The 24,991-nt window shown below is 71.9% G+C and carries 19 protein-coding genes and 1 pseudogene; 10 read left to right on the top strand and 10 right to left on the bottom strand.

Annotated elements, in window-relative coordinates; translation table 11 throughout:
* Positions 1–8: 8 nt before the first annotated feature.
* Positions 9–2,066, bottom strand: coding sequence for a DNA topoisomerase IV subunit B (locus AB0E94_RS45440; RefSeq protein ID WP_360340430.1), 2,058 nt, complete (start codon positions 2,064–2,066; stop codon positions 9–11).
* A 138-nt stretch (positions 2,067–2,204) separates the two neighbouring features.
* Entirely contained in the window at positions 2,205–2,813 is a 609-nt protein-coding gene (locus AB0E94_RS45435; protein WP_360340427.1) for an adenylate/guanylate cyclase domain-containing protein, read from the bottom strand.
* Between the two features lie 174 nt (positions 2,814–2,987).
* Here AB0E94_RS45435 and AB0E94_RS45430 point away from each other — a divergent pair, with 174 nt between their 5' ends.
* Both AB0E94_RS45430 and AB0E94_RS45425 read left to right on the top strand, forming a co-directional pair.
* Positions 2,988–5,795 carry an AAA family ATPase gene (locus AB0E94_RS45430; RefSeq protein WP_360340424.1) on the top strand — a complete coding sequence of 936 codons (2,808 nt, stop codon included), beginning with the start codon at positions 2,988–2,990 and terminating at the stop codon, positions 5,793–5,795.
* A 175-nt stretch (positions 5,796–5,970) separates the two neighbouring features.
* Positions 5,971–6,741 (top strand): DUF5995 family protein, encoded by a 771-nt coding sequence (locus AB0E94_RS45425; protein ID WP_360340421.1) that lies wholly within the window; start codon positions 5,971–5,973, stop codon positions 6,739–6,741.
* Positions 6,742–6,747: 6 nt separating this feature from the next.
* Here the strand turns inward: AB0E94_RS45425 and AB0E94_RS45420 are convergent, their stop codons facing one another.
* From AB0E94_RS45420 to AB0E94_RS45410, 3 genes are read right to left on the bottom strand one after another with little or no spacing between them, the layout of a single operon-like run.
* Complete coding sequence (locus AB0E94_RS45420; protein WP_360340418.1) at positions 6,748–7,302, bottom strand: hypothetical protein; 555 nt, start codon at positions 7,300–7,302, stop codon at positions 6,748–6,750.
* A 46-nt stretch (positions 7,303–7,348) separates the two neighbouring features.
* Positions 7,349–8,689, bottom strand: a complete 1,341-nt coding sequence (locus tag AB0E94_RS45415; RefSeq protein ID WP_360340415.1) for a histidine kinase dimerization/phospho-acceptor domain-containing protein — start codon at positions 8,687–8,689, stop codon at positions 7,349–7,351.
* Positions 8,682–9,371, bottom strand: a complete 690-nt coding sequence (locus AB0E94_RS45410) for a response regulator transcription factor (RefSeq protein ID WP_360340412.1) — start codon at positions 9,369–9,371, stop codon at positions 8,682–8,684. Before AB0E94_RS45410 ends, AB0E94_RS45415 begins: the two co-directional genes overlap by 8 nt.
* A 573-nt stretch (positions 9,372–9,944) precedes the next feature.
* Between AB0E94_RS45410 and AB0E94_RS45405 the strand changes: the two genes are divergently transcribed.
* Positions 9,945–10,949, top strand: coding sequence for a glutathione S-transferase C-terminal domain-containing protein (locus AB0E94_RS45405; protein WP_360340409.1), 1,005 nt, complete (start codon positions 9,945–9,947; stop codon positions 10,947–10,949).
* Between the two features lie 3 nt (positions 10,950–10,952).
* Here the strand turns inward: AB0E94_RS45405 and AB0E94_RS45400 are convergent, their stop codons facing one another.
* From AB0E94_RS45400 to AB0E94_RS45390, 3 genes are read right to left on the bottom strand one after another with little or no spacing between them, the layout of a single operon-like run.
* Complete coding sequence (locus AB0E94_RS45400; RefSeq protein WP_360340406.1) at positions 10,953–11,564, bottom strand: RloB family protein; 612 nt, start codon at positions 11,562–11,564, stop codon at positions 10,953–10,955.
* Positions 11,561–12,913 (bottom strand): ATP-binding protein, encoded by a 1,353-nt coding sequence (locus AB0E94_RS45395; protein WP_360340403.1) that lies wholly within the window; start codon positions 12,911–12,913, stop codon positions 11,561–11,563. The genes AB0E94_RS45400 and AB0E94_RS45395 overlap by 4 nt, the downstream gene beginning before the upstream one ends.
* A 46-nt stretch (positions 12,914–12,959) precedes the next feature.
* Positions 12,960–13,442: a MarR family transcriptional regulator gene (locus tag AB0E94_RS45390; RefSeq protein ID WP_360340400.1), complete on the bottom strand. Its 483-nt coding sequence runs from the start codon at positions 13,440–13,442 to the stop codon at positions 12,960–12,962.
* Here AB0E94_RS45390 and AB0E94_RS45385 point away from each other — a divergent pair.
* A pseudogene (locus AB0E94_RS45385) lies at positions 13,354–14,340 on the top strand (EamA family transporter); the annotation flags it as partial. The gene AB0E94_RS45390 and the pseudogene AB0E94_RS45385 overlap by 89 nt on opposite strands.
* Positions 14,341–14,364: 24 nt before the next feature.
* Here AB0E94_RS45385 and AB0E94_RS45380 read toward each other — a convergent pair.
* Positions 14,365–15,009, bottom strand: coding sequence for an epimerase (locus tag AB0E94_RS45380; protein WP_360340397.1), 645 nt, complete (start codon positions 15,007–15,009; stop codon positions 14,365–14,367).
* Positions 15,010–15,070: 61 nt separating this feature from the next.
* Here AB0E94_RS45380 and AB0E94_RS45375 point away from each other — a divergent pair, with 61 nt between their 5' ends.
* The 5 genes from AB0E94_RS45375 to AB0E94_RS45355 are packed head-to-tail and all read left to right on the top strand — an operon-like array spanning position 15,071 to position 23,237.
* A complete protein-coding gene (locus AB0E94_RS45375; RefSeq protein ID WP_360340394.1) occupies positions 15,071–17,899 on the top strand; it encodes an SWIM zinc finger family protein in 2,829 nt (942 codons plus the stop codon).
* The gene (locus AB0E94_RS45370) at positions 17,896–18,981 is read left to right on the top strand and encodes an AAA family ATPase (RefSeq protein ID WP_360340391.1); all 1,086 of its coding nucleotides are present in this window, start codon (positions 17,896–17,898) and stop codon (positions 18,979–18,981) included. The genes AB0E94_RS45375 and AB0E94_RS45370 overlap by 4 nt, the downstream gene beginning before the upstream one ends.
* Positions 18,974–21,277, top strand: coding sequence for a DUF5682 family protein (locus AB0E94_RS45365; RefSeq protein WP_360340388.1), 2,304 nt, complete (start codon positions 18,974–18,976; stop codon positions 21,275–21,277). Before AB0E94_RS45370 ends, AB0E94_RS45365 begins: the two co-directional genes overlap by 8 nt.
* Positions 21,274–22,443, top strand: coding sequence for a VWA domain-containing protein (locus AB0E94_RS45360; RefSeq protein WP_360340385.1), 1,170 nt, complete (start codon positions 21,274–21,276; stop codon positions 22,441–22,443). The genes AB0E94_RS45365 and AB0E94_RS45360 overlap by 4 nt, the downstream gene beginning before the upstream one ends.
* 32 nt (positions 22,444–22,475) lie before the next feature.
* On the top strand, positions 22,476–23,237 hold the full coding sequence (locus AB0E94_RS45355; RefSeq protein ID WP_360340382.1) for a class I SAM-dependent methyltransferase: 762 nt from the start codon (positions 22,476–22,478) through the stop codon (positions 23,235–23,237).
* A gap of 64 nt (positions 23,238–23,301) precedes the next feature.
* On the opposite strand, the gene AB0E94_RS45350 is transcribed toward AB0E94_RS45355, so the two are convergent.
* Positions 23,302–23,544, bottom strand: coding sequence for a hypothetical protein (locus AB0E94_RS45350; RefSeq protein WP_360340379.1), 243 nt, complete (start codon positions 23,542–23,544; stop codon positions 23,302–23,304).
* A gap of 556 nt (positions 23,545–24,100) precedes the next feature.
* On the opposite strand from AB0E94_RS45350, the gene AB0E94_RS45345 reads away from it, so the two are divergent.
* A complete protein-coding gene (locus AB0E94_RS45345; RefSeq protein WP_360340376.1) occupies positions 24,101–24,841 on the top strand; it encodes a hypothetical protein in 741 nt (246 codons plus the stop codon).
* Positions 24,842–24,991: the final 150 nt, after the last annotated feature.

Genomic DNA, 24,991 nt, shown 5'->3' with positions numbered 1-24,991 from the left:
CGGACCTCTCAGGCGTCGATCGTCTCTTGGTCGATCCGGCCCGCGGCCTCGATCAACCAGTTCTTCCGGGGCTCGACCCGTTCACCCATGAGCAGTTCGAGGGTGGCTTCGGCTTTCTCCGCGTCCTCGATGGTGATCCGGCGGACGGTGCGCTCAGCCGGGTTCATCGTGGTGTCCCACAGCTCGTCGGCGTCCATCTCACCGAGACCCTTGAACCGGGGCACCGGTTTCTGGACCTGCCGGCCGGCCCGCTCCAGGCGGCCGACGGTGCTCTCCATCTCCTGCTGGGTGTACGTGTAGAGAGTCTCCGAGTTGCGGCCCTTGGTGACCACCTTGTGCAGCGGCGGCATCGCGGCGAAGAGCCGCCCGTTCTCGATGACCGGCCGCATGTACTTCGCGAAGAGCGTGATCAGCAGGGTCCGGATGTGCGAGCCGTCGACGTCGGCGTCCGCCATGATCATGACGCGGCCGTAGCGCATCGAGCCGATGTCGAAGGTGCGGCCCGAGCCGGCCCCGAGGACCTGGACGATCGCCGAGCACTCGGCGTTGTCGAGGACCTGCTGGAGGCTCGCTTTCTGCACGTTGAGGATCTTGCCGCGGATCGGCAGCAACGCCTGGTACTCGGAGCTGCGGGCCATCCGGGCGGTGCCGAGCGCCGAGTCACCCTCGACGATGAACAGCTCGGACCGGTCGATGCCGATGGCCCTGCAGTCGACCAGCTTGGCCGGCATCGACGCGCCCTCCAGGGCGGTCTTGCGGCGGGCCGCGTCCTTCTGCTGTTTCTGGGTGAGCCGGACGCGGGCCGCGTCCACCACCTTCTGCAGGACGGTCCGGGCCTCGGTCTTGGTGCGGCGGCCGTCGATCCACTCTTTCAGGTACGTCTCGACGAGGGTCTGCATCACCCGGGCGACACCGGCGGTGGACAGCTCGTCCTTGGTCTGCGAGGTGAACTGCGGCTCCGGCACCCGCACGTGGATGACCGCGGTCATGCCCTCCAGGAAGTCGTCCAGGACGGGCGGCTCCTCCTTGGGCTTGAGCAGCCCGCGGGCGTTGCGGATGGCCTCGGTCAGGGCGCGCACCAGGGCCCGCTCGAAGCCCTTGCGGTGGGTGCCGCCGTGCATGTTGCGGATGGTGTTGGTGAAGCACTCGACGGTGCGCTCGTAGCCGGTGCCCCAGCGGAAGGCGACCTCGATCTGTGCGTGCCGGACGACGTTGGACTGCATCACGCCGTTGGCGTCGGCCGCATTCTCCTTGTAGGTGCCCTCGCCGGTGACCAGCAGCGTGCCGGAGACCGGCTTGTCTGCGGCCGGGGTGAGGAAGTCCACCATGTCGGCCAGGCCGTTGGGGTAGTGGAACGTCTCGGTGGCCGGCTCCTCGGCGCCCGCGTCGAAGAGGGTGTACTGCACGCCGGGGACCAGGAACGCGGTGTTGCGCAGCTTGGTGCGGACGGCGTCGACGTCGAGCCGGGCGCCGGTCTCGAAGTAGCGGGCGTCATACCAGTACCGGATCGAGGTGCCGCTGGGCTCGCCCCGTTTCATCCGGCGGGCCACCCGCAGGCCGGGCTCGCGGGTGAACGGCGCGTCCGGCCCGGGACCGTCGAAGACGCCCGGCACGCCACGCTGGAACGAGATCTCGTGGACCTTGCCGTCCCGCTTGACGGTGACGTCGAACCGGTGGGCGAGCGCGTTGACCGCGGACGCGCCGACGCCGTGCAGGCCGCCTGACGTCTTGTAGCCGGAGCCGCCGAACTTGCCGCCGGCATGCAGCCGGGTCAGCACCAGCTCGACGCCGCTCAGGCCGGATTTGGCGTGCACATCGGTGGGGATGCCCCGCCCGTCGTCGTCGACCTGGACCGAGCCGTCGCCGTGCAGCGTCACGGCGATGCGGGTGGCGTGGCCGCCGACCCCCTCATCGGTGCAGTTGTCGATGATCTCGTTGGCGAGGTGGTTGATGCCTCTGCTGTCGGTGGACCCGATGTACATGCCCGGGCGTTTGCGGACAGCGTCGAGCCCTTCCAGGTGCGTGAGGTCGTCAGCCCCGTACAAGGTCTCTGGTTGCGCGGTCACGAGGCGGCACTCCCGGTCAAGCCATGGTGGTCAAGGACGGCGCGAGCCTACCCGGCGCCTATGACACTTCTGCCCCAGGCGAGGCAGGTCTAGACCAGTCCGTGGCCAAAATAGGGATGATCCACCCCAAGAAGTGCGCTACGCCACAGTCGCCAGGGACACGGTCTGCGGCTGAAGGGCCCGGAAGAGGTCCAGCGGATACGCCTTGCCCGGAACCGACACCGGTGGCAGCTCCTGGTAGGCGATGAGCGCGTCGGTCACGTCCCGGGTGGCCGAGCAGACCACCACGGTGCCGTGCGGCGCATAGGCCTGGAGACGGGCCGCCGTGCTCACCACGCTGCCGCTGATCATCCCGTATCCGCCGTCGAAAGCCGCCATCGGGTCGACGATCACCTCGCCGGTGGCCAGCCCGACCCGGGTCCGGACGGGGAACCTGCCGGCCAGGAGACGCCCCCTCAACGACTCCTGGACCGACAGGCCCGCCTGGACCGCGGAGGCGGCCGCCCCCGGGCCGAATCCCCCCTCCGCGGCGCCGAACACCGCCATCACCGCGTCCCCCACGTACTTCTCGACGATCCCGTCGTTGTCACGGACCACGGCCGAGACGGTCGAGAAGTAGTCCCTCTGGAGCGCCCGCACCTCCGCGCAGTCCAGCCGGTCCACCAGAGAGGTGAACCCGACGATGTCGATGAACAGCACGGTTACGGTCTGCCTACGCTCCTGAACGGCACTGCTGACGGTGCTCATGTCTTCGCTCCCCCAGATCACTGCGTTGACCGGGAGTACGGTGCCAGCCTCGGACAAGACGCGGATCCGCAGAACGACGTATCTCTGACAGCATCGAATTCCGTCGTTTTTGTGACGCAGAACAGTCCGAACCGACGACATAGTGATAGGCGGATACGGATTAGGCTGCCGGGCATGGCCAGACAGGGGGACGAGGGGCCGCTTGTCGGGCGCACCGGCACGCTGGCCGACGTTCAGTCCAACCTCCGCAACGTCGGTACCGGTGGGACAGCCGCGGTCTTCGTGACCGGGGAGAGTGGCGTCGGCAAGACGCGGCTGCTGCGCGAGACCGCCGACGCGTTGCGTGAGACGGGCTTCTCGGTGCTGTTCGGCACCTGCCTGGACATCGGTGACGCCTCGCCGCTGCACCCGGTGCTCCAGGCGCTGCGCCGGCTGGACGGCTCGGCCCCGCCCGGCGCCCCCGACGACGCCGGCGCGCTGCTCGAGCGGGTGTCACGCGACCTGCGGGCGATCGCCGGCGACCAGCAGCTGCTGCTCGTGCTGGACGACCTCCAGTGGGCCGACCGGAGCACCCGCCAGCTGCTGCTCTACCTGCTCGCCGGGCTCGGTGACGTCCGGGTCTCGGTGCTCGCCGCGATCCGGGCCGAGGCGCTGCACGGCACCCACCCGCTGCGCCGGGTGCTGGCCGAGTTGCGCCGCCTGCGCTCGGTGCGGGTGGTCGACCTGGCCCCGCTGAGCCAGGAGCAGACCCGGGAGCTGGTGACCGCGATCGTCGGCGGCACGGTGGCCCTGGAGGACGCCGACCGGGTCTTCAAGCGCAGCGGAGGCAACCCGTTCGTGGTCGAGGAGCTGTCCCGTGACCTGCGTGACGGCCGGGTCGAGCTGTCCGACACGCTGCGCGAGATCTTCCTGTCCCGGGTCGACGAACTGCCGCCGCACGCGCACACCGTGGTGCACGCCATCGCGGCGGGTGTCGAGCCGGTGGAGCACGCGGTGCTGGCCGGGGTGGTCCCGCTGCCGGAGGACCAGCTGATCGAGGCGGTCCGGGCTGCGGTCACGCACCGGTTCGTGGCCAGCGACCGGGACGGTTACAAGCTTCGCCACCGGCTCGTCGCCGAGGTGCTGGAGCAGGAGGTGCTGCCGGCCGAGGCGGCGTCGCTGCACCGGCGGTACGCGGAGACGCTGGAGTCGGTGGAGGGCGAGCCGGACAACGCGCGCCTGGCCCATCACTGGCAGCGGGCCGGCGAGCCGGATCGGGCGCTGCCGCCGGTGGTGGCGTCGGCCCGTGCCGCCGAGCGGATGTACGGCTTCGCTGAGGCGCACCGGTACTGGACGATCGCGCTCCAGCTGGCCGGTGAGACCGACGAACGCCGCACCGAGCTGCTGGGGCACGCCGCCGAGTCGGCCCACCAGTGCGGCGAGCACCTGCTGGCGCTGGCCCGGCTGGAGGAGCTGGCCGGCCGGCCGGATGCCCCGGGTCAGTCCGAGCTGCACCTGCGGCGGGCGCGTTACCTGGCCGCGGCCGGGCGTTCGGCGACCGCCGAGGTCGAGTACCAACGAGCTCTGGAGGCGCCCGACTGCACCCCGCGCCGGCGGGCGTCGGCTGCGGCGTACCTGGCTGAGCTGCTCTTGCATCTCGGCCGCTATGCCGACGCCAACCAGCACGCACGGGAGGCGCTCGAACTGGCCGCGGTCAACGGGGCCACCACCGACCTGGTCCGGGCGAGCGCCGCGCTGGGCTTCAGCGCCGCGTTCCGTGAGGACCCGGATGCGGGGCTGGCCGTGATCCGGCACGCCGTGGAGATCGCCGAGCGGTCCGGGCACCCGGACGACCTGGGTGTGGCCTACCTGCACCTGGCCGAGCTGCTGGCCGGCCCGCTGAACAGCGTCGAGGAGGGTGTGCTGGTGGCCCGCCGGGGCGCCGACCTGCTCGCCGCCCGCGGGGTGGGCCGCACCTACCAGACCCGGCTGCTGGCGGTCGCCGCCAAGGGGCTGTTCCGGAACGGTCAGTGGTCCGAGGCGTACGCGGTGCTGGAGACCGCGATGCGTTACCACCCGTCCGGCGCCGACGCGGTCGAGCTGCTGCTCGCCCGTTCCCAGCTGTGGGTCGGTTTCGGTGAGGTGGACAACGCCCGCCGCGACCTGGACGCGGTGGCGACCCTGCTGGCCGGTGGCGGGGCACGGCACGTGCTGCCGATGCTGACGCTACGGGCCGGCCTGGCGATGTGGCAGGGCGAGCACGCCGAGGCGCGGGCCGCGGTGCAGCGTGGCCTGACCGAGACCCGCTCCGACGACCTGGTGCTGCTCGGGGTGCTGGCCTGGCACGGCCTGCGGGCCGAGGCGGAGGCGCGCGTCGCCGGGCAGCCGACCGACCCGGGGGCGCTCCGCCGTCTCCGGACGGTGATGGATCGCCTGGTCAAGGGCGTGGTCGAGGCGCCCGCACCGGTTCGTGCGGTGGTCGACGGCTACCTGGACCTGTGCACCGCCGAGCTGAGCCGGGTCGAGGACCGGCAGGATCCCGAGCCGTGGGCGCGGGCGGCCGCCATCTGGGACCGGCGCCAGCAGCCGTACCCGGCGGCGTACGCCCGGCTGCGGCACGCCGAGGCGTCCCTGCAACGACGGGTGCGGCGGACGTCGGCGGCCACCGGGCTGCGTCAGGCGTATGCGACGGCTACCGCGATGGGCGCGCGCCCGTTCGCCAACGAGATCATCGGGGTGGCGCAGCGCTTCCGGGTGACGCTCGGCGACGACGTGCAGGCGCTGCCGGCCGGGCCGGAGCGGGCCGCCGACGAGCTGTCCACGCTGACCGGGCGCGAGCGCGAGGTGCTGGCGGCGGTGGCCGAGGGCTTGACCAATCGCGAGATCGGTGAGCAACTGTTCATCAGCGAGCGCACCGTCGGCGTGCATCTGGGGCACATCTTCGACAAACTTCAGGTGCGCACTCGGGTACAGGCCAGTCGCGTGTATCTGACAGCGGCCTGACCAGGCGATCGTTATCCGGGCGTGACATACGTACACGGAATACGTCGTTCTACCGATCCGATGACGGACCCCCGGTGGAAGTGTAGGCGCCACGGGGGAGCACCGCCCGGCGACAGGCTTCGCCGGGCGGTGCTGGGGGCCCTCCGTTGCCTTTGCATCACCCACGGAGGAACCCATGACCCAGCCCATCTGGGGCCCCGTACAGCAGGAGATGTCCGACCTCCTGCAACGGCACCCCGACGACGTCCCCGGAGTGGTCGACCTACTCGCACAAGTGCAGGTCGTGCTGTGCCGAGTGCCACCGTTGCTCGATAGCAACCCGCTGGCCGACTTCAACAGGCTCTATCTCACGATCACCGAGAACGTGCTGGAGCGTCTCTACGCCGGCAAGTTCAAGGACCCGTCATTCCTGGCCCGGCTCGATGTCGAATTCGCCGCCCGCTATTTCGACGCCCTCCGCTACTGGACCGAGGGCAGCCCAGCCTGTCCGGGCGTGTGGGCCGGCCTGTTCTCCCGGATCCCCGGGCCGGACGCGCGCGCTCTGCCGTCGGCGGTCGCCGGGGTCAACGCGCACATCAACTTCGACCTGCCGTTCGCCCTGGTGACCACGTTCGACCACCTGGGCAGCGATCCGGTCGACGGCAGCGACCAGCACCACGACTATCTCCAGGTCAACGACATCTTCGCCGAGGAGATCCCGGGTCTGCGCCGCGGCTATCTGGACCGCTGGCAGCTGCTCATCGACACGATGAACGGTGATCTGGACGACTGGTGGCAGGGCGAGATGGTGGAGTACACCCGAAACGTCGCCTGGCGCAACGCCCAGAAGATCTGGGCGCTCCGGCACGACCTGGGCGCGCTCGACAAGGAGCGCCGCCGCCTCGACAACACCGCCACCGGCCTCGGCAAGCTGCTGCTGTCGCCGTTCGGCAGCTTCCTCCAGTGAGAGGCGTCACTTCACGATGATCAGGCGGGCCGTGGTGGCCGAGCCGTCACGGACCCCGCCGACGCCCACCTGAACACCCGCCTTCACCGCGCTGCGCTCGGTCTTCTCCCTGTTCTGGGCCACCCGCAGCGGGTCACCGAAGGCCCAGGTCAGCTCATAGCCGTCGGACGACTTGACGGTGAAAGTCTTGTCGTCCGCGGCGGTGACCTCGCCACGCTGCACCACGATGGTGCGGTCCTCGCCGTCGCGGGTCCGCACCACGACCTCACCGTGCAGCGTGTTCTTCCGCAGCAGTCTGCGCACGGCCTGGGGCCGCACTCCGGGCGAGTCCGAGGCGGCGTCCCCGGCATCGAACCCGACCTCTTGCAGCGCCACCATTTCGGCGGCGACGTCCGCGGGCGCTTGCGCGCCACAGCCGCTCACCGCAAGAGCAACAGCAAAGATCAATACCTTCACAGATGTACGAGCCATGCGATCGATGTTCGACAGGATGCAATCAGGCCGGATCAGGCAGATGTTCGAGTTCGGTAAGAGCGTGGTGACGTGTGGCTCGATCCGCACCACAGGTCACCACACACCGGCGCGTAAGCACCCGCGGCGCACGAGCTCAGCGGTACGGGAGCTCGACCGTGAACATCGCGCCGCCTTCGGGGGCGTGGCCTGCGGTTATCCGGCCGCCCAGGCGGGTCACCAGGCGGGCCGCCAGGGCCAGGCCCAGGCCGCTGCCGACCTTGCGGACGCCCCGGTAGCGGCGGTTCAGTTCGCCGCGTTCGAAGGCCACGGCCAAGTCGTCGTCGGTGAAGCCGGGGCCACCGTCGCGTACCTCGATGATTCCGCCCTGGTCGCCTGGCCGGACCGCCAGGATCAGTGGCGCGCCGGTCGGGACCACACGTAACGCGTTCTCGCAGAGGCCGTCCAGCACCTGCCGGATCCGGCCCGGGTCGGTGCCGACGGTGACCGGGGCGTCCGGGATCTCCACGGTCAGCGCCGGGCCGCCGTCGGCACACCGGGCAGCCCACGCCTGGCCGGCCTGCCGGACGAGTTCGCCCAATTCGACTTCGGTGACGTCCAGGGGCAGGTCGGCGGCCTCCAGCCGGGAGAGCACCAGCAGGTCGGAGATCAGCCGGTCCAGGCGTTGTGCCTCGGCCAGCACGGTCGATCCGGCGGCGGCCGTGTCGTCCCCGGCGATCACCCCGTCGGCCAGCGCCTCGGCGTAGCCGCGGATCGTCGCGAGCGGGGTGCGCAGTTCGTGCGACACCGACAGCAGGAAGTCGCGTTCCCGGCCCTCGCTCGTCTGCAGAGCGGCCGCCAGCTGGTTGAACGCGTCGGCGAGCCGGACCGCCTCGGCCGGGCCGGCGCGGGTGATCCGCACCGAACGGTCCCCGGCGGAGAGCCGGCCGGCGGCGGCCGCGGCCAGCCCGATCGGCCGGGCCACGAACCTGGCCAGCAGCGCACCGGCCAGCACCCCGCCGAGCAGGCCGGCCACCAGCGCCACCCAGACACCGCTGAGCACCCGGAACCCCACACCGGAGGCGACCCGGCGGGTGAGGATCACACCGGCGGCGGCGCCCGGGAGTGGACGGCCGGCGATGAACGAGGGCCGGCCGCCGATCAGGGCACGGATGTCGACGTTCTCGCCGGCCAGCACCCGGCGGACCACCCGGGGCGGCAGGCCCTCCCGGTCCACGCGACCGTTTCTGATCAGGTAGATCTCGATGTCCTGGGCACGCAGCCGGTCGGTGATCCGTTTCCGGGCGGCCGGCCGCTCGTCGGTGAGCGACTCGACCGCGAGGACCGTCTTGTCCACCAGCTCGGCGCGGATCTGGGTGTTCACCGAACGGACCGCGATCGGCACGGCGACCAGGGCGGTCACGATCACCGCGACCACCGCGGTGGCGGCGGTGACGAGCACGGCACGGCCGGTCAGGGTACGGAAGAAGTCACGCATCAGCGGTGTACCCGACCCCGCGGACGGTCCGGATCAGACCGGCGGACGAGCCGAGCTTGGCACGCACCTGCGCCACGTGCACATCGACGGTACGGGTGCCGGCGTGCGACGCGTATCCCCAGACCGCGGCCAGCAGCTCCTCCCGGGTGAACACCCGTCCCGGGCGGCCCAGCAGATGGGCGAGCAGGTCGAACTCGGTGGCCGTCAGGGTCACCGGGGCGCCGTCCACGGTGGCGGCCCGGCGGCCCGGGTCGAGGGTCAGGGGGCCGAGCGACCGGACCCGATCGGTCTCCCCGGTGACCGCCACGCGCCGCAGCAGCGTCTTCACCCGGGTCACCAGCTCCCGCGGGCTGAACGGTTTCGTCACGTAGTCGTCGCCGCCCAGTTCCAGCCCGAGGATCCGGTCCACCTCGTCGTCCCGCGCGGTCAGGAAGATCACCGGCGTCCAGTCACCGTCGGCGCGCAGCCGGCGGCAGATCTCGGTGCCGTCCAGTCCGGGCAGAGCGATGTCCAGGATGCACGCGACCGGGCGCAGCCGGCGGGCGGCGGCCAGCCCGGCGGCGCCGTCCTGTTCGACGTGCACACCGAACCCCTCGCGGCTCAGGTAGAGCCGGACCAGGTCGGCGATCGGCCGTTCGTCCTCGACCACGAGGACCAGTCCCCTGCCCGGTGTGTCCGTCACCGGCCCATCATCGGCTTCCCGGCCAGTCATCACCAGGTCATCATGCCGCCGGACGGGCATCCGGAACGTTCGAGGAAGGTAAGGACCAGTCGTCGCGCCCTGGCCCCGGCACCCGGGTCAGGGAGCGACGGCGGGGCCGGCGGAGTTGTCGAGGCCGGCCGGCGCGCCGGGTCAGGGCACGGCGGCGAGGGCCGGCCGACCCGACCGGGTGATGTGTGCGTGTCGCACCGGGCTGTGCGACATCGCCGGCCTCCCGGCCATGACCAGCGACCAGGCCTGGATGGGCGCGCTCCCAGAAAGACTCTGGAAGCGCTTTCCCGGCGTGCTATAAAGGCGACAGCCGGGACCACGAGCAGGGGCGAGGCGTCGAACACGGGGGGATGCCTCGCCCCTTTCCCCACCGATGGCCGTGATGACCGTCTCCCCGGGCCTCAGCCCGGCGGCCGCGTTTCGGCGGCGACCCACCGGCTTTCTCGCGTGGCCGCCACGGGACGCGCGGATTGCGGTCGGGCCGGGCCTGGGGCGTACCGGAAAAAGTGGTTCGGGATTTGCCGTTCGGGAACGATGGATGGCATGGCCTACGTGAATCCGGCGGGTGAGTTCACCCGCGATCAGCGGTACATCGCCACCCGGATCACCGCCGACGGGCGGGATGGTTTTCCGGTCGAGGCGGGGCGGTATCGGCTCGTGGTGGCGCGGGCGTGCCCGTGGGCGAATCGGGCGATCATCGTGCGGCGGCTGCTCGGCATCGGCGACGCGCTGTCGATGGGCGTCTGCGGGCCGACGCACGACGAACGGAGCTGGACGTTCGATCTGGACCCGGGCGGCCGTGATCCGGTGCTCGGAATCGAACGGTTGCGCGACGCGTTCCTGGCCCGTTTCCCGGATTACGACAAGGGCGTCACGGTTCCCGCGATCGTGGACGTGACCAGCGGAAAGGTCGTCACCAACGACTTCGCGCAGATCACCCTCGACATGTCGCTGGAGTGGGCCGGATTCCATCGGCCGGGCGCGCCGCAGCTCTATCCGCCGCACCTGCGCGACGAGATCGACGAGGTGAACGAGGGCGTTTTCGCCGACGTCAACAACGGCGTCTACCGGGCCGGATTCGCGGGCACACAGGAGGCCTACGAGAAGGCGTACGGCAGGTTGTTCGCCCGTCTCGATCAGCTCTCGGAACGCCTTTCCGGGCAGCGTTACCTGGTCGGCGACACGATCACCGAGGCGGACGTCAGGCTGTTCACGACACTGGCCCGATTCGACGCCGTCTACCACGGCCATTTCAAGTGCAACCGGTCCAAGCTCACCGAGATGCCGGTGCTGTGGGCGTACGCGCGGGATCTGTTCCAGACGCCGGGATTCGGGGACACGATCGATTTCGCGCACATCAAACGGCACTACTACGAGGTGCACCGGGACATCAATCCGCGCGGCATCGTCCCGGCCGGCCCGGACCCGCGCGGCTGGCTGACCCCGCACGGCCGCGAGTCCCTGGGCGGCCGCCCCTTCGGCGACGGCACTCCCCCACCCCCACCACCGGCAGCCGAAACCGTCCCGGTCGGCCACGGGCCGCAATGATCGTCAGGCGTTGCGGATACGGTCCACAAGCCGCCACATTCCCGAACCGGGATTGGCGCCGAGTGGCGAACCGTCACCCTCGTGTTTCTCCTCCAGTTTCTGCGCGCGAAGGGTGGCGTCCTCGATCCGCGCGATGAGAGTCTCCAGGGCCCTCTCGTGGAGAACCTTGCCGGCTCCCAGATGGGCACGGGCGAGCCGCTGTGCCTCGTACCGGTCGAGGTAGGCGAAGCGTTCCGCGAAATGGAGCAGGAACCACAGCTCGATGCACGGATTCGACACGGCGAGAGCGATGTCGTTCCGTTCCGCCAGGCTCCGGGCCGCCTCGATATTGGGGTGCTCGTCGATGTCGAAGACACACCAGATCTCGTCGTACGGCTTCCCACGCCCACGCTTGGCGTCACGCTCATCTCGCCTCTTCGCCGCGACCGCGTGCTCGACGAGTTGGAGCGGACCACCCCGGAACGGATCGATGGTGACGAGAACCCGGTCACGATGACGCCGAGCCCAGTGGGTCAGGTACCGCTCCTCGGTCTCCCGGCCCTCGACGAAAGCCAGGATCTCGCGGCGCTGGGCTCGTGCCGTGACCTGCCGGACGGGCGGCTTCGAACCCCTCACCGGCCGTCTACCTCGGCCGGTCCACGGACCGCGTCGGCGAACTGTTGCCGGGACAGGATCGGCACCGCACCGTAGCGTCCGGCGAGGTATCGGCGGCCGATCGCCTCCTCCTTCCGTGGTGCGAGGTCGGCCAGTCCGTAGATCCGGGAACTGCCGTCGTCGCGTTTCTCGGTGAACCACACCTGGTCCCGGCCGAGCGGACCGGCCCCACCCGGTTCACCCAGCAGGGCGGCATCGTGCGAGTTGAAGATCAGCTGGGCGCGGCGCGGATTGGTGGCCGGGTCCTGGAACAACCGGACCAGCTCAGCCACCAGAGCCGGGTGCAGGCTGGCGTCGAGCTCGTCGGCGAGCAACACGGAGCCGTCGGTGAGCGCGGTCAGCACCGGGCCGGCCAGACCGAACCACACCAGCGTCCCCAGCGATTCGTCCTCGGCGCCCATCGCGACTTCGATGTCATCGACCCGGTGGACGAGCATCAGCCCGAACGAGGCGAAGGCCGGGCCGTCGGCTGCCGGATCGGGCTCCTCCTCCTGGCCGAGAATGATGCGCACGGCCCGCTGCATCCGTTCCCGAGTGACCGGGTCCGGTTCGACCATCTGGGCGCCGGTGATCCCGAGATCAGCCGCACGCAGGAACGCGAGGACCCGCTCCCGCGCACCGGGATCCTCCAGAAGCTGTGCGGTGAGCGCCTGGCGGAACTGCCTGCTGTTCGCCTCGGCCAGCAGAAGGTTCCGCTCGAACCAGGCATAGAGCGGAAGGAGGACGGCGTGGTTGGCCGACGCCGCGGTGGAGAGGAACAATGCGTTCGGCCGCAGCAGCTCGGTCACGGCGCGGCCCTTGGCGCGTTCCACCGAACCCAGCTCGACGGTGTCCGCGTGCCGGTGGAACAGCATCGCCGGACGGCCACGGGGATACCGGTACGCCCACTCCTCCAGGATCCGCGTGTCGTCGAGGACGAACCCGTACTCGTGCCGGACACCGTTGAGAACGAGGTCCACCTCGAACCGGGAGGGCGCGGCGCGCGTCGCCGGATCCAGCAGGTAGGGACGCCGGCTGATGCCACCGGTCGGGTTGCCGAATCGGAACGACTGAAGAACGTGCAGGCGCATGTCGTGCATTGCCCGGAGCACGTTGCTCTTGCCGGTGGCGTTCGCCCCGAAGATCCCAGCCGCGGGCAGCACACCGAGCGGACGCCCACCCTCGCGCCAGCCCACCTGACGGACACAGTCGGCCTGCGCCAGGGTGGTGGCCAGCATGCTGACCTCCAGCGGATCACGGAAGGAACGCACATTCTCCGCTCGGAAGGACAGCAGGACCGAAGCGCCAGAAGCCACACCCTCGCTTGCCATGACTCGATTTTTGCAGGAAACCCGCAATTAGGCGAATCAAAACCCCTCAGAGGCCGTTCAGGAGGTCTCGTAGCAGGGCGCTCAGCTGGGCCCGCTCCTCCGCGGGGAGGTGGGCCAGGAGGCGCTGCTGCTCGGCCAGGCCGGCGGTGACCGCCTCGTCGGCGATGGCGCGCCCCTCGGGGGTCAGGCGGACCAGGATGCCGCGGCGGTCGTTCGGGTCGGGGGAACGGGCCACCAGGTCGGCCTTCTCGAGGCGGTCGAGGCGGGCCGTGGTGCCGCCGGTGCTCAGCATCATCGACGCGGCCAGGGCGCCCGGCGACAGCTGGAACGGGGCCCCGGAGCGGCGCAGCGTGGCCAGCACGTCGAAGTCGGCACGGGCGATGCCGAACCCGGCGTAGGCGCGCTCGGTGGCGTCGCCGGCCAGCCTGGCGAGGCGGTAGATGCGTCCGAAAACGCCCATGGCCTCGGTGTCCAGGTCGGGGCGTTCGCCGGCCCACTGGGCCAGGATCCGGTCGATGTCGTCGGTCACGTTCCCCATTCTCTTGATGACAAGCTTCTCGGCAAAGTTTATCTTTACGTCGAGATACTTCTTGTCGAGAGATATGCCGAGGGAGTTGAGTCGGATGCGGATCCTGCTGGTCACCGCCCTCACACCGGTGCTGTGGGGGACGACGTATGCGGTCACCACCGAGTTCCTGCCACCCGACCGGCCACTGCTGAGCGGGATGCTGCGGGCCCTGCCGGCCGGGCTGGCGCTGCTCGCCATCACCCGCCGGCTCCCGCGTGGCGCCTGGTGGTGGAAGTCGGCGGTGCTCGGCGCGCTCAACATCGGCATCTTCTTCGCGCTGCTCTTCGTCACCGCCTACCGCCTGCCGGGCGGGATGGCGGCGGTCCTCGGAGCGGTTCAGCCACTGCTCGTGGCCGGCCTCAGTGTGCTCCTGCTGAGTGAGCGCGCCTCCGGCCGTACCGTCGCCGCGGGTTTGATCGGGGTGGTCGGCGTCTCGCTCGCGGTGCTGACCGGTTCCGCCCACCTCGACCCGGTCGGCGTCGCCGCCGGCCTGGCCGGCGCCGGATCGATGGCGCTCGGCCTCGTCCTCACCAAGCGGTGGGGGCGACCCGGCGTCTCGTTGCTCACCGTGACCGGATGGCAATTGACCATGGGGGGTCTGCTGCTGGTCCCGGTCACTCTCCTGGCGGAGGGCCCGATTCCCTCACTGTCAGTGACAAATCTCAGCGGGTACGCCTACCTGAGCCTGATCGGGACGGCGCTTGCCTACACGCTCTGGTTCCGCGGACTGGATCGCCTGCCGGCGGCACGGGTGTCGCTGCTCAGCCTGTTCGCGCCGCTCACCGCGACGGTGGTCGGCTGGGCCGCGCTCGGCCAGACGCTGACCCCGGTGCAGCTGGCCGGGATGACGCTGGCCTTCGGCGCGGTCGTGTGGGGACAGTCGTCAGCGCATGTCCGCCGTCGTGACGATGCGCTTGGCGTAACCGCCCCGGGCGGCCCGCAGCATGGCCCGGCCGAGCTCGTCGGTGGTGGTGATGTAACGCGGCGCGACCCGGCGGATCAGCGGGACCAGCGGCGCGATGACCGTGTAGGCGGTGTTGTACCAGCCGGTCTTCGAGCGCACACCGTGCGTGGGCTGGATGAACCCGGGGCGGAAGGCGAATCCGTTGCGGAACGTCGCCATGATCTCCCGCTCGGTGCGGGCCTTCACCCGGGACCACATCAGACGGCTGTCCGCGTCGGTGCCCTCACCGGAGACGTAGACGAAGGTCAGGTCCTCGCCGAGCGGGGCCAGCAGGCGGGCCGCGGCCATCGGGAAGTCGTAGGACACCCGGGTGTAGGCGGCCTCGTCCATCCCCACCGATGACACGCCCAGGCAGTAGAAACAGGCGTCGTAGCCGGTCAGCTCCCCGGCGATCGGGCTCAGGTCGGCGAAGTCGTCCAGCATGACCTCACGCAGTTTCGGATGCTCGACACCCGTCGGATTACGGGTCACCACCAGCACCTCGGTCACATCCGGCGCGAGCAGGCACTCCCGCAGCACGCCCTGACCCACCATCCCGGTCGCCCCGAAAACGATCACCCGCATGTCACCAGTGTGCCGCGTGCGGGGGCGGAAAAACGTCGTACCCCGGGCCTAGGGTCGTCGTGTGTCAGTTGAACGATGGTCCGCCGCCCAGGTCGAGGCGCTCGCGCCCGATCCCGCCTCGCTGCGCAACGCGCGTGGCGCCGCCGGCCAGTTCTCCGCCACCGGCCTGACCGGCGACATCCTCTGGGGACTGTGCCGGGGCTATCAGGTCGCCGCCGACCTGGCCGGGCCGGCCTTCAAGTGCTCCTGCCCGAGCCGCAAGATCCCCTGCAAACACGTGCTCGGGCTGCTGCTGCACTGGTCCGAGTCCGGCGTCGCCGATCTCCCGGCGCCGGAGTTCGCGACGCGGTGGCAGGCCGCCCGGTCCCGGCCGAGGAGCACCGCCCCGCCCGACCCGGTGGCCGCCGCCAAACGCGCCCGGGGCCGCGCCGACCGGGTCGCCGGTGGCATGGCCGAGCTGCGGCGATGGCTCGACGACCAGATCGAGCAGGGCCTGGCGGTGGCCGGGCGGGCCGGTCCGGAGCCGTTCGAGACGATGGCGGCCCGGCTCGTCGACGCGCAGGCGCCCGGGGCGGCCGGCGCGGTCCGGCGGCTCGGCGGCTTCGCCGGGGTCGGGCCACACTGGGCCGACCGGCTTCTCGGCGAGCTGGCGCTGCTGCGGCTGCTGGTCGACGGCCACTCCCGGCTCGGCGACCTCGATCCCGGGCTGGCGGCCACCGTCAAGTCCCGGATCGGCATTCCCACCCCGGCCGAGGAGGTGCTGGCCGGGCCACGCGTCGGTGATCGCTGGCAGGTTCTCGGGCAGGTGGAGACCGACGAGGGCGCACTGACCAGCCGGCGCACCTGGCTGCACGGCTCGACCGGGCGGTTCGCGCTGGTCCTGTCGTTCGCGGCGCCCGGCCAGCCGTTGCCCACCGACCTGATCCCCGGCACCGAGTTCCGCGGCGACCTCTGCTTCCATCCGGGCGCGGCGCCGCTGCGGGCGCTCGTCGCCGAGCGCGTCTCGGCGGCCGAGCCGTTCGGCTCCCCCGACGGCGCCGGCTCCATCCGGGCGGGTCTGTCCCGGTGGGCGGCACTCGTCGCTTCCGAGCCCTGGCGGTATGACGCACCGATGCTCCTCGCCGCGGTCCGCCCCACGGCAGACGGTCACCTGGTCGATGCCGAGGGTTCCGCCCTGCCCCTCGCGCCCGGCCATCGTGAGCCGTGGTGGCTGCTCGCGGCGGCCGGCGCCGGACCCGCCACCGTCGCTGCGGAGTGGTCACCGGCCGGGTTGCGGCCACTCGCGGCCTGGGTCGACGGGCGATTCGTCCCGGCCGCGGCGCCGGTGCCGGATTCCGGTGCGCGGCGCTCAGCCGAGCTGCCGCCCGAGCTGTTGACGGCCGCCCTGGTCGGCACCGGGCGACGGCCGTGGTCGGCGTCCGCACTGCGGGTCGGCGCCCTGACGGTCGATCTCGGAGCTGGAGCTGCGCTTCTCGAAGCGGCGGCGGTGGCTCTCACCTGCCGGCGGGCCGGAGTGGAGCCGGCGATCGGGCGGGTCCCGCTGGAGGCAGCGCCTTCGGAGACGGACGCTCCCCTGCCGCCGGCCGCCGGGGCGCGGCTGGGCCGGATCCTCGGTGGCGGGGCGCCCGGCGGCGGCCATCACGAGCAGGAGCTGCTGGCTCAGTGGCTGGCGGCCGCCGCGAGCCGCGGTGGCGTCGTGCCACCGGTGCTCCTTCCGGACCTGCTGGAGGCCGGCCGCCGCAACACGTCGGTGCGGGCCGACATGGCCCGGGTCGCCGGGCGGCGTGGCGCCTGGCTGGCCGCGCAACGTGCTGAGTGGCGCTGGCTGCTCAACGAAGCGGCCCCGGCGCTGACCTGCGATTGGACCACGGCGACCAGCGCCGAACGCCTCGGTCACCTCACCGCGCTGCGGGCCACCGACCCCGACAGGGCCCGGGAGCTGCTGGAGAGCACCTGGGCCGAGGAGTCCTCGGACAACCGGGCCCGTTTCCTCGAGACGTTCGGCCCGGGTCTGTCCACCGCCGACGAGCCCCTGCTCGAACGCGCCCTCGACGACCGCCGCAAGGAGGTCCGTGAGGCCGCGCTCGACCTGCTTCGCCACCTGCCCGGGGCGGCTCTCGGCCGGCGGATGACCGACCGCGCCCACACCGCGGTCCGGTTCGGCGAGTCCGGGCGGCTGACCGTCGAACCACCCACCGAACTCGACCGTGACCTGCGGCGCGACGGCGTCGGGGCGACACCTGTCCGCGGTGTCGGCGTGGGGGCGTGGCTCCTCGAAGAGGTGCTGGCCGGCACACCACTCGACACCTGGACCGGCCAGGCGCCAGGACCGGGTGGGCCGTCCGACGATCAGCCGGGTCGCCCGGGCCTCGGGCTCGAACCGGCCGGGTGGATCGCGGCGGCTCGTGGGCATGACTGGGCCAATCCGCTGCTGCACGGGTGGGCCAAGGCGGCGGTCGTCCAGCGGGATGCCCGGTGGGCGTCGGCGCTGCTCGCGGCCGACAACGGGACGCTGCGGGAGGCCGTCCGGTGGGATCTGCACCTGGTGCTGCCACCCGACGTGCTGGCCCGCCTGGCCACGACTGCGCTGCGTTCCGAGGACGGCTCCGCGCAGCGGCTGCTCGGGCTGCATCCGGGACCGTGGTCGGACGGGCTTTCGGTGGCCGTCCTGGAGACGGTCGAGCAGCGGGCCCGTACCGACCGGCACACCTGGCAGCTCGGCGAGCTCTGCCGGGCGGCCGGGCTGGCCATGCCCCCCGGATACGCCGACCTGGCCGGGCGACTGGCCGCACGCCTCGACCAGATCGTCGACCCGGCCCGGGTCCGCCCGGTCGCCGAGCTGGCCCGCACGCTCACCTTCCGCCACGAGATGCTTCAGGAGCTCCAGTGAACGACGGCACGACCCCGACGTCCGAGGCGCTGCGACCGCACGCCGAGGACCAGTATTCCGAGGAGCTGGCCCTGCTCGCGGCGGCCGACGACCGGCCCCGCCCGCCGGGCTGGCGGCTGTCGCCACAGGCCGTCGTCACGTATCTGCTCGGCGACGGCGCGAAGATCACCCCGAAGTACGTGGGTCCACGCCGGCTCATGGAGGTGGCCGTCTCCACCCTGGCCACCGACCGGGCGCTGCTGCTGCTCGGGGTGCCCGGAACCGCCAAGACGTGGGTGTCCGAGCATCTCGCGGCGGCCATCTCCGGCGACTCGACCCTGCTCGTGCAGGGCACCGCGGGCACCGCCGAGGAGGCGATCCGCTACGGGTGGAACTATGCGCGCCTGCTCGCCGAGGGCCCGACCGACGCGGCACTGGTGCCGAGCCCGATCATGCGGGCCATGCGGATCGGGTCGATCGCCCGCGTCGAGGAGCTGACCCGGGTGCCGTCCGACGTGCAGGACGCGCTGATCACCGTGCTGTCCGAGAAGACGCTGCCGGTTCCCGAGCTGAACACCGAGGTGCAGGCGCGGCGCGGGTTCAACCTGATCGCCACCGCCAACGACCGGGACCGCGGGGTCAACGAGCTGTCCAGTGCGCTGCGGCGCCGGTTCAACACGGTGGTGCTGCCGATGCCGGCCAGCGCCGACGACGAGGTGGAGATCGTCGCTCGTCGGGTCGCCCAGCTCGGCCGGGCCCTGGAGTTGCCCGAGGTGCCGGCCGCGATGGAGGAGATCCGCCGGGTGGTGACGATCTTCCGGGAGCTGCGGTCCGGGGTGACGGAGGACGGCCGTACCACCTTGAAGTCGCCGACCGGGACCCTCTCGACCGCCGAGGCCATCTCGGTGGTGACGAACGGGATGGCGCTGGCCGCCCATTTCGGTGACGGCACGCTGCATCCGGGCGACGTGGCCGCCGGCATCGTCGGCGCCGTCGTCAAGGACCCGGTGTCGGACGGTGTGGTCTGGCGCGAATACCTGGAGACCGTGGTCCGGGAGCGGTCCGGCTGGCTCGACTTCTACCGGGCCGCCCGCGATGCCTGAGCGGATCTACGGGATCCGGCACCACGGCCCGGGTTCGGCTCGCGCGGTGGTGCGCGAACTCGACGCGCACCCGCCGGAGGTGCTGCTGATCGAGGGCCCGCCGGAGGCCGACGACCTGGTCCGGTGGGTGGCGGACGGCGGCCTCGAGCCGCCGGTGGCCCTGCTCGGCTACGCCGTCGACGACCCGGGGAAGGCGGCGTTCTGGCCGTTCGCGGTCTTCTCACCGGAATGGCAGGCCATCCGGTGGGCGGTCCGGCGCGGCGTCCACGTCCGTTTTTTCGACCTTCCGTACGGGTACCGCGTCCCGCCTGCCGCGGAGGCGTCCACGGCGCCGGAGGACGCTGTCCCGCACCCGGTGACCGGTGCCGGCGTCTCGCGAGCCGCTGTGGAGTCGGCGCCGGTGCCGGAGACGGGGACCGCGGATGGGCCGGACGGCGTCGATCCGGCCGGGCCGGTGCGGCCGGTGGACCCGATCGCGGAGCTGGCCGCCGCGGCCGTCTACGACGATCCGGAGCGCTGGTGGGAGGACGTCGTCGAGCACCGCGGGATGCCGGCGTTCGAGGCGGTCGCCGAAGCGATGGCCGCCATCCGGGAGCACGCGCCGGAGGACCCGGACGATCTGGTGCGCGAGGCGTTCATGCGGTCGGTGCTGCGTGAGGAGCGGCGACGGCACGAGGACATCGCCGTGGTGTGCGGGGCCTGGCACGTGCCGGCACTGACCCGCAAGGTCGCGGTCAAGGACGACACCGCGCTGCTCAAGGGCCGGCGTAAGGGCAAGGTGGCGTTCACCTGGGTGCCGTGGACCTACGGGCGGCTGGCGTCGTGGTCGGGTTACGGGGCCGGAGTGCGGTCGCCGGGCTGGTATCACCACCTGTTCACCACCGGGGACGACGTGGTCGCCCGCTGGCTGGTGGACGCCGCGGGGGTGCTGCGGGCGGAGGGCGTACCCACGTCGTCGGCGCACGTGATCGAGGCCGTCCGGCTCGCGGAAGCCCTGGCCACGATGCGCGGGCGGCCGCTCGCCGGGCTGGCCGAGGTGACCGAGGCCGCCGAGGCGGTGATGTGTGACGGTGAGCCGTTGCGGTCCGAGCTGATCGCCCGCCGCCTGGTCGTCGGCGAGCGGCTGGGGACCGTGCCGGACGACATGCCGTCGGTGCCGCTGGTGCGGGACCTGACCGCGCAGCAGCGTTCGATGCGGCTCAAGCCGGAGGCCGCCGAGCGCCACCTCGACCTGGATCTGCGGCAGGACAACGACCTGCGGCGCAGCCGGCTGCTGCATCGGCTCACGGTTCTCGGGGTGCCCTGGGGGCAGCGGGCCGCCACCCGGCGCGGGACCGGGACGTTCCGGGAGGAGTGGCGTCTGGCGTGGCAGCCGGAGTTCGCGGTCCGGCTGGTCGAGGGCAGCATGTGGGGCACGACCGTGGTGGCGGCCGCGACCGCCCGGGTCACCCGGCGTGCCCGGGAGGCGCAGACGCTGGCCGAGGTCACCGAACTGGTGGAGACCTGCCTGCTCGCGGATCTCGCCGGGGCGTACCCGCCGGTGCTCGCCGCCCTGGACACCCGCGCCGCGCTGGACACCGACGTGCATCACCTGATGGCGGCGATCCCGGCGCTGGCCAGGACCCTGCGGTACGGCGACGTGCGCCGCACCGACGTGGCCGGGCTGGCCACGGTGACCGCGAGCCTGCTGGGCCGGGTGTGCGCGGCGCTGCCGTCGGTGGCCGGTTCGCTCTCCGACGAGGCGGCCCGTCAGCTGCGGGACGGCATGGACGGGGTGCACCGGGCGGTCGGGCTCCTCGACGACGAGCCGTTGCGGGAACGCTGGCTGGCCACGATCGGCTCGCTGGCGTCCCGGCCCGGGTTGCACGGGCTGCCGGCCGGGCGGCTGACCCGGCTGCTGCTGGACGCCGGACGGCTGGACGGCGCCGAGGTGCGCCGCCGGTTGCGGCTGCCGCTGACCGTCGGGACGCCACCGGCGCACGCGGCGGCCTGGGTGGAGGGGTTCCTGTCCGGCGGCGGGCTGCTGCTGGTCCATGACGAGGCGCTGTTGTCGCTGGTGGACGACTGGCTGGCGGACATTCCGGCGGACGCGTTCGACAGTGTGCTGCCGTTGCTGCGGCGGACGTTCGGCGGTTTCGACCCGGGCGAGCGGCGGGCCATCGGCGAGCGGATCGCCGGGGGCGGGCCGGCACAGGCCGGAGAGCTCGCCGAAATCGACCCGGACCGGGCGGCGGCACCGTTGGCGACGCTGAGCGCCCTGCTCGGCCGCCGGGTCACGACAGGGGGTGCGGGTTGAGCGACGACGAGCAGGTGGGGGCGGAGCGGCGGCGACGGTGGCGGCTGGTGCTCGGCGGGGCCGCGGAGGAGCCGCTCGGCAAGGCCGACGGGCGGGACGGGGCGATGGATGCCGCGATGGCGGCGCTCTACGACGCCGGGGACACCGATGACCGGCCGGCGAAACGGTCGGCGGGGCTGGGGAGCTCGGCGCCGAAGGTGGCCCGCTGGCTCGGTGACATCCGGGAGTATTTTCCGGGCACGGTGGTGCAGGTGATGCAGGCCGACGCCATCGAACGGCTGGATCTGACCCGGCTGCTGCTGGAACCGGAGATGCTCGCCGCCGTGGAGCCGGACGTGCACCTGGTCGGCACGTTGCTCTCGCTGAACCGGGTGATGCCCGACGCGGCCCGGGAGACGGCGCGGCAGGTGGTCCGTACCGTCGTGGAAGAACTCGAACGCCGCATCGCGCAACCGACCCGCACCGCGGTGACCGGCGCGCTGAACCGGGCCGCCCGGATCAGCCGGCCGCGGCACGCGGACATCGACTGGGACCGGACGATCCGGGCGAACCTGAAGCACTATCAGCCGGAGCACCGCACGGTCATTCCGGAACGGCTCGTCGGGTACGGGCGGCGCGGCACCGCGGTACAGCGGGACGTGGTGCTGTGCGTCGACCAGTCCGGTTCGATGGCCGCGTCGGTGGTGTTCGCCGGGGTGTTCGCGGCGGTGCTGGCCTCGATGCGATCGCTGCGCACGTCGCTCGTGGTGTTCGACACCGCGGTGGTGGATCTGACCGATCAGCTGGCCGACCCGGTGGAGGTGCTGTTCGGCACCCAGCTGGGCGGGGGCACCGACATCAACCGGGCGATCGCCTACTCGCAGCAGCTGATCACGCGACCACGGGACAGCATCTTCGTGCTGATCAGCGATCTGTACGAGGGTGGCGTCCGGGAGGAGATGCTGCGCCGGGTGGCCGAGATGACCGCCGCAGGTGTGCAGGTGGTGGTGCTGCTGGCGCTCTCCGACGAGGGCGCGCCGGCCTACGACCACGAGAACGCGGCGGCCCTGGCGGCACTGGGTGTGCCGGCGTTCGCGTGCACGCCTGACGCGTTCCCGGACCTGATGGCGGCGGCGATCGAACGCCGCGATCTGCGGGCCTTCGCCGAACGGCTCACCGCCCCTTGAGCGATCCCGCTGATGTAACTACCGTGAGGGTTATGAGTACTTACCTGACGAACCATCGCGAGTGGCAGGAGAGCTGGGACCGGCAGCAGGCCGCCTTCATGCCGGACCGGGAGGAACGGTTCGCGGCGATGCTCGACGCCGTGGCCGCGGTGACCGGCGGCGAGGCCCCGCGGCTACTCGATCTGGCCGGCGGCACCGGCACGATCTCGCTGCGCACGCTGGCCCGCTTCCCCGGGGCGCAGGTCACCGTCCTCGATCAGGATCCGGTGCTGCTGACGATCGCCGGGTCCTCACTGCGGGACCGGGCGACAGTGGTCGACGCCGACCTGGGCGACCCCGGCTGGCGGGCCAAGCTGCCGGCCGAACCGTTCGACGCGGTGCTGACCGCGACGGCGCTGCACTGGCTGCCGGCCGAACGGGTCGCCGCACTGTATGCGGAGATCCGGGAGGTGCTGCGCCCGGGCGGCCTGTTCGCAAACGCCGACGAGATGGCGGACGAGGGCCTGACCGAGTTGTCCCGCCAGTTGCACGAGCACCGGCGGGCGCAGCGCGAGGCGCGATATGCGACAGGCGCGGCCACCTCGTGGCCACAGTGGTGGGCACTCGCCGCCGCCGACGAGCAACTGGCACCGAAGGCGGTCGAGCGGGAGCGGATCTACCCGTCACACCGGCACAGTCAGGAGTGGACGCCACCGGTGTCGTGGCACGTCGAGACGCTGCGCGCGGCCGGCTTCCGGGAGGCGGGCATCATCTGGCGCGGCGGCACCGACGCGGCGGTCGCCGGCCTTCGCTGATCAGGCCGGGCCGGACGGGCCGCCGGTCCAGCGCAGGAAGCGTTCGAACGCCGGCCTTCGCTGATCAGGCCGGGCCGGACGGGCGGTCGGTCCAGCGCAGGAAGCGTTCGAAGAGTTCCGAGGCGGGCGTCTGGGGCATGTCCCGGGCGGCCTCCTCCAGGTGGTTCCACATGAGGACGGCCAGTTCGACCCGGCCGTTGGCGCCCGCCAGCTGTTCGCGCGCCGGGTCGCACGGCCACGGGCGGCCGCAGGCTCGGCAGTCCCACGACGGCCTGGCTGGATCATGGTCCGCCTGGTCGCCGGTCACGTGCCGCCACCTCCCCACCTGCTGGTCCGGCGGCGGGGCACGGTGCATCACTGCCGGATCCGCCCGCCCTCGAACCCGCGTGCCCACACGATGCGCGTGCATCGGCCCGACGGTCAACCGCCCGGACCGGCCCCTCGCCGTTCCGGGTGACGCCCGGCAGAGGCATCGGCACCCGTCGTTCCGGTCCGGTCACGCAGGGTCCACCCCGGCGGCTCCCGCCGCATGCTGCGGCAAAGGCAGATTCCGATCCGGGGGTACGGCCAGAGCCCGCCCCAACGACGACGGGCTGACGAGATGCCGACAGTGCCTGTCGATGATCCGAATTCCGCCCGATATGTACCTTTCTTTGGGAGTATGGGCCTAGACGACAGCGACATCACCGCGATCTTGCTCGTCGAGCCCCAGCCCGCCACGCTCCGGCACCGCCCGCGATCTTGTGGAGTTCTGCGGGACAGGTGTCAACAAGATCGCGAGTGGCTGGGCGCGAGACGTCGTGGGCGGTCGGGGCGGGAGATGAGCGCGGGACATCGCGGAGAAGCAGGCGCGGGACGGTGACATGGCCTACGACGAGCATCACGACGATCACGATGAATACGCGGCGCACGAGGGTGGCCTCTACGCCTCGGTGTCGGCGACCGGACCCGACGAATCGGCGCGGCACCGGAGACGGCTGGTGGCCTCGACCGCCGTGGCCGTCGTGGCATTCGTCGCCGCCGGGTTCCTGGCCATCCAGCTGATGAACGAGCAGCAGCCGAGCCTGCCCGAGCCGGAGGCACTGGCGCCGCAGACAGCCCCGGCGACGGCCTCGTCCACTCCGGAGGAGACGGCGCCGGTCAGCCGTACCCCCGGAATGATGCATGCCGCACCCGTCGAACTCAGCCCGGTCCCCTCGGTCGAGGCGAGCCGTCAGGCGAGCCCTGATTCGGCCGAGGCGCGGGCCTCGGCCGCCATCGACGACCTGCGCGACCGTCTGCGGGTCAGCGGACGGACCAGGAGCCAGGAGATCGCCTACCAGGACGGCACGATGCTGGTCGTCGGGTCGTGGCGGGACGCGACGGGCGACCCGCTGCTGCGGCGGGCACGGAACGCCGGCACACCTGCTGGAAACGGGATCCGCTGCACGACCGAGGTCGGCAACGATCCGGACCTGAACCTCGGCCGCCCGCCGACGTTGATGTGCTGGCGCACCTCGGCCTCGCGGAGCGTGATCGTCGTCTCGTCGGCGTCCTCGGCGGGCCGGGAGGCGGTCACCGACTCGGCCCGCCTGATCGAGACCGAGTGGCCGAAGCTGGAGTGACCGGCTGGCAGGCCGAGTTCTCGAAGCGGGAGTGACCGGCACGAACGCGAACCGCGGGGGGGGCCCCCGGGGGCCCCCCCCGCCCCGGGGTGGGGGTCGGGTTGCGGGACAAAAAAGAGCGGGGGTGGGGCCGAGGCACCGCGGCGCGAG

It is taken from the genome of Actinoplanes sp. NPDC026670, from assembly GCF_040638175.1.
In the GTDB taxonomy this organism is placed as follows: domain Bacteria; phylum Actinomycetota; class Actinomycetes; order Mycobacteriales; family Micromonosporaceae; genus Actinoplanes.
This window is presented reverse-complemented; position numbering and strand designations above follow the sequence as displayed.

Coding starts and splice junctions, on each gene's coding strand:
- AB0E94_RS45345 (WP_360340376.1), top strand. CDS start 24,101: ATGGCCTACGACGAGCATCACGACGATCACGATGAATACGCGGCGCAC.
- AB0E94_RS45415 (WP_360340415.1), bottom strand. CDS start 8,689: ATGCGTGACTTCTTCCGTACCCTGACCGGCCGTGCCGTGCTCGTCACC.
- AB0E94_RS45380 (WP_360340397.1), bottom strand. CDS start 15,009: ATGCGGGTGATCGTTTTCGGGGCGACCGGGATGGTGGGTCAGGGCGTG.
- AB0E94_RS45435 (WP_360340427.1), bottom strand. CDS start 2,813: ATGAGCACCGTCAGCAGTGCCGTTCAGGAGCGTAGGCAGACCGTAACC.
- AB0E94_RS45365 (WP_360340388.1), top strand. CDS start 18,974: ATGCCTGAGCGGATCTACGGGATCCGGCACCACGGCCCGGGTTCGGCT.
- AB0E94_RS45395 (WP_360340403.1), bottom strand. CDS start 12,913: ATGGCAAGCGAGGGTGTGGCTTCTGGCGCTTCGGTCCTGCTGTCCTTC.
- AB0E94_RS45405 (WP_360340409.1), top strand. CDS start 9,945: ATGGCCTACGTGAATCCGGCGGGTGAGTTCACCCGCGATCAGCGGTAC.
- AB0E94_RS45425 (WP_360340421.1), top strand. CDS start 5,971: ATGACCCAGCCCATCTGGGGCCCCGTACAGCAGGAGATGTCCGACCTC.
- AB0E94_RS45355 (WP_360340382.1), top strand. CDS start 22,476: ATGAGTACTTACCTGACGAACCATCGCGAGTGGCAGGAGAGCTGGGAC.
- AB0E94_RS45430 (WP_360340424.1), top strand. CDS start 2,988: ATGGCCAGACAGGGGGACGAGGGGCCGCTTGTCGGGCGCACCGGCACG.